At 70.1% G+C, this 3,859-nt stretch carries 6 protein-coding genes; 2 read left to right on the plus strand and 4 right to left on the minus strand.

Annotated elements, in window-relative coordinates:
* Positions 1 to 286 (minus strand): DEAD/DEAH box helicase (locus JHD21_RS21305; RefSeq protein WP_365696434.1); only part of this gene is annotated, 286 nt, incomplete at its 3' end.
* Positions 287 to 454: 168 nt separating this feature from the next.
* Here JHD21_RS21305 and JHD21_RS21310 point away from each other — a divergent pair.
* Positions 455 to 1,156 carry a ferritin-like fold-containing protein gene (locus tag JHD21_RS21310; protein ID WP_292679492.1) on the plus strand — a complete coding sequence of 234 codons (702 nt, stop codon included), beginning with the start codon at positions 455 to 457 and terminating at the stop codon, positions 1,154 to 1,156.
* Between the two features lie 3 nt (positions 1,157 to 1,159).
* Here the strand turns inward: JHD21_RS21310 and JHD21_RS21315 are convergent, their stop codons facing one another.
* Genes JHD21_RS21315 through JHD21_RS21325 form a run of 3 tightly spaced genes read right to left on the minus strand, consistent with a single transcriptional unit; the run spans position 1,160 to position 2,411 of the window.
* A complete protein-coding gene (locus JHD21_RS21315) occupies positions 1,160 to 1,438 on the minus strand; it encodes a hypothetical protein (protein ID WP_292679494.1) in 279 nt (92 codons plus the stop codon).
* 37 nt (positions 1,439 to 1,475) lie between these two features.
* Positions 1,476 to 1,697: a DUF3107 domain-containing protein gene (locus JHD21_RS21320; protein WP_292679495.1), complete on the minus strand. Its 222-nt coding sequence runs from the start codon at positions 1,695 to 1,697 to the stop codon at positions 1,476 to 1,478.
* Between the two features lie 57 nt (positions 1,698 to 1,754).
* Positions 1,755 to 2,411, minus strand: coding sequence for a TetR/AcrR family transcriptional regulator (locus JHD21_RS21325; protein WP_292679497.1), 657 nt, complete (start codon positions 2,409 to 2,411; stop codon positions 1,755 to 1,757).
* Between the two features lie 136 nt (positions 2,412 to 2,547).
* Between JHD21_RS21325 and moeZ the strand changes: the two genes are divergently transcribed.
* A complete protein-coding gene (moeZ, locus tag JHD21_RS21330) occupies positions 2,548 to 3,774 on the plus strand; it encodes an adenylyltransferase/sulfurtransferase MoeZ (protein WP_292679499.1) in 1,227 nt (408 codons plus the stop codon).
* The last annotated feature ends 85 nt before the right edge of the window (positions 3,775 to 3,859 follow it).

The following is a 3,859-nucleotide window of genomic DNA, read 5'->3' on the forward strand; positions in this document are numbered from 1 at the left end:
CCTGGAGCGCGAGCTCGCGGGTCGGGGCGACGATGAGCGCCTGCGGCTTGCCCTGGGGCATGTCGGCGTACGCCGGGTCCTTGGGCGTCACGCTGCGCTGGAGGACGGGGATGCCGAAGGCCAGGGTCTTGCCGGTGCCCGTGCGGGCCTGGCCGATCAGGTCGGTGCCGAGCAGGGCGACCGAGAGGGTCATCTCCTGGATGGCGAACGGGGTCACGATGCCGGCGCGCTCGAGGGCGTCGCAGATGTCGGGGAGGACGCCGAGCTCACGGAATGTGGTGGTCAGGGTCTTGTCGCTTTCGTATGTCGCCGGCCGCTGAGGTCGACGGGTGGTGTCGGTGTGAGTTCGCAAAGCGGCTGACTCACACCGGTTCACCCGGCGCGGCTGCCGCGCACATACCGGGCCGCGCGGAGCGCGCAGCCTCGTGACCGAGTCTATCGGTAGGTTGTGGGCGTGACCGCATCTGTGCCCGGCGAGCTGCCCGTCGTGTTCGAGGATCCGGTCTACCGGGACGCGGTGGTCGACCTGCTCGGAGCGATCGCGTACGGCGAGATCTCGGCGTTCGAGAGGCTCGCCGAGGACGGCAAGCTCGCGCCGACGCTGGAGGACAAGGTCGAGATCGCCGGCATGGCGACCGTGCAGTTCAGCCGGGTCGGCCCGCTCCACGACCGGATCCGGGCCCTCGGTGCCGACCCCTTCGCGGCGATGGCGCCGTTCCGCGAGGCGCTCGACCTCTTCCACGAGCACACGGCCCCGTCGGACTGGTACGAGAGCCTGGTCAAGGCGTTCGTGGGGGACGGGCTGGCCGACGACTTCTACCGCGAGATCGCCGCCTACCTCGACCCGGACACCCGCGACCTGGTCGTCGCCTCGGTCGACGACGCCGCGTCGTCGGCGTTCGTCGTCGACCGGGTCCGCGCCGCGATCGCCGCCGACCACCGGCTCGGCGGCCGGCTCGCGCTGTGGGGGCGCCGGCTGATGGGGGAGGCGCTCACCCAGGCCCAGCGGGTGGCCGCGGACCGGGACGCCCTGAGTGCCCTGCTCGCCGGCGGCGTCGACCGCCCGGGCCTCGACCTGGCCGCGATCGGCCGGATGTTCACCCGGCTCACCGACCGGCACGCGGAGCGGATGGCGGAGCTGGGGTTGTCGGCCTAGGAGCTAGGTCCGGTTGCCCTTCCGGCCCGCGCCGGAGGTCACGACCACCACCAGGATCGCGGCGACCGCGACCTGCCAGGCGTGCCGCCACCAGTCGATCCGGGCGGTGTTCTCCTGGAAGTCGAGGACGTCGACGTAGAGCCAGTTGCCCAGGAACACCCCGCCGATCCCGCACAGGATCGTCAGCCAGAGGGGGACCTGCCGGTCACCGGGCGCCAGGGACTTGCCCAGGAAGCCGATGACCGTGCCGCCGATCAGCGCCACCAGGATCGTGCCGACCATCGCCTACCTCCTGCCGGCTTGCTGCCCGGCTTCCTGCTCAGCTCCGGAAGCCGACCTGACCGGCGAGCGCGCCACCGATCTCGACGTAGGCGATGCGCGAGGCGGGGACGATGATCTTGCGTCCCTTGCTGTCGGTGAGGGCCAGGACGCCCTCGGAGCCGACCGCGTCGGAGACCATCTTCTCGACGGCCTCCGCCGTCTCGCTGGTGTCCACGACCAGCTCGCGCGGGGCGTGCTGGATGCCGATCTTGACCTCCACGGAGGTGCTCCTTCTGTTCAGGACTGGGTCAGGGGTGGATCTGGGGCTGGGTCAGGGCTACGAGCCGGGCTCGTCGGACAGGGGGTAGCCGGCGATGCCCCGCCATGCCAAGCCTGCCACCAGGGCGGCTGCGTCACCGCGGCTGATGCCCCCGGCCTCGGTGAGCCAGAACCGCGCGCTCACCTGGGCCATTCCCACCAGCGACACCGCCAGCAGCCGGGCGGCCTCGTCGGGGAGGCCGGTGTCCTCGTGGATGACCCGCGCCACGAGCGCGGCGGTCTCGGAGGTGACCCGCTCGACGTGCTCGCGGACGGCCGGCTCGTTGGTCAGGTCGGACTCGAAGACGAGCTTGAAGGCGCCGGTGTCGCTGGCGACGTAGTCGTAGAAGACGGTCATCGTCGCCTCGACCCGCTTCTTGTTGTCCTGCGTCGCCTCGAGCGCGGCCCGGGTGTTGGCGATGATCGTGTCGCAGGACGCGTCGAGCAAGGCGAGGTAGAGGTCGAGCTTGCCCGGGAAGTGCTGGTAGAGGACCGGCTTGGAGACGCCGGCCCGCTCGGCGATGTCGTCCATGGCCGCGGCGTGGTAGCCCTGCGCGACGAACACCTCGAGGGCGGAGTCCAGCAGCTGCGCGCGGCGCTCGCGGCGGGGCAGGCGGCCGCCCCGAGGGCGTGCCTCGTCGGTCCCCGAGTCGACGGAGTACTGCCCTGCGGTCACCTGCCGAACCCTACCCATAGGTAGTGGGAACATCGTGGGTAGCAGGGGCGTTGCCCCGAAGTTGCCTGACGTCCTTCGTGACGACCCCCCAGGACCCCAGCCGAGAGCCCAGCCAAGACCAGGAGATGCCGCACCGATGTCCTTCGCCCCGCTCGTGGAGCCCGCTGAGGAGCTCACCATCGACGAGGTACGGCGCTACAGCCGTCACCTGATCATCCCGGACGTCGGCATGTCCGGTCAGAAGCGGCTCAAGAACGCCAAGGTCCTCGTGATCGGGGCCGGCGGCCTCGGCAGCCCGGCGCTGCTCTACCTGGCCGCGGCCGGTGTCGGCACGCTCGGCATCGCCGAGTTCGACACCGTCGACGAGTCCAACCTGCAGCGGCAGGTCATCCACGGCGTCAGCGACATCGACAAGCCCAAGGGGCTGTCGGCCAAGGAGTCGATCGCCGAGATCAACCCCTACGTCGACGTGATCCTCCACGAGGAGCGTCTCGACAACGACAACGTGCTCCAGGTCTTCGAGGGCTACGACCTGATCGTCGACGGCACCGACAACTTCGCGACCCGCTACATGGTCAACGACGCGGCGTACTTCCTGAAGATCCCCTACGTGTGGGGCTCGATCTACCGGTTCGACGGCCAGGCGTCGGTCTTCTGGCCGCACGCCACCGACGAGAACGGCGAGAGCATCGGTGCGCCCTGCTACCGGTGCCTCTACCCCGAGCCCCCGCCGCCGGGCATGGTCCCGAGCTGCGCCGAGGGCGGCGTGCTCGGCGTGCTGTGCGCCAGCATCGGCTCGATCCAGGTCAACGAGGCGATCAAGGTGCTCACCGGCATCGGTGACCCCGCGGTCGGCAAGCTCGTCATCTACGACGCCCTCGAGCTGGAGTGGCGCAAGCTCAAGGTCCGCAAGGACCCCAGCTGCGCGCTGTGCGGCGACAACCCGACGGTCACCCAGCTGATCGACTACGACGCCTTCTGCGGCGCGATCTCCGACGAGGCCGCCGACGCCGCGGCCGGCTCGACCATCTCGGTGATCCAGCTCGAGCACATGCTCAAGGAGCGTGAGGAGGGCGCCCGCGACTTCGTCCTCGTCGACGTCCGCGAGCCCAACGAGTACGAGATCAACAAGATCCCCGGCTCGGTCCTCATCCCCAAGGGCGACTTCCTCAACGGCACCGCCCTGGAGAAGCTCCCCGGCGTCGACTCCGGCAAGCAGGTCGTCATGCACTGCAAGTCCGGCGTGCGCTCCGCGGAGACGCTGGCCATCGTCAAGAACGCCGGTTACTCCGACGCCGTCCACGTCGGCGGCGGCGTGGTGGCCTGGGTCAACCAGGTCGACCCCAGCCAGCCCTCCTACTAAGCCGAGTCGCCACTTCCTGACCACCGAGTTGCCACCTCGTCACCCCGAGGTGGCGACTGGTCGGTCCGGATCTGGCACCTCGGTG

Origin of the sequence: Nocardioides sp. (assembly GCF_016462705.1) — a bacterium.
Taxonomy (GTDB): Bacteria; Actinomycetota; Actinomycetes; order Propionibacteriales; family Nocardioidaceae; genus Nocardioides.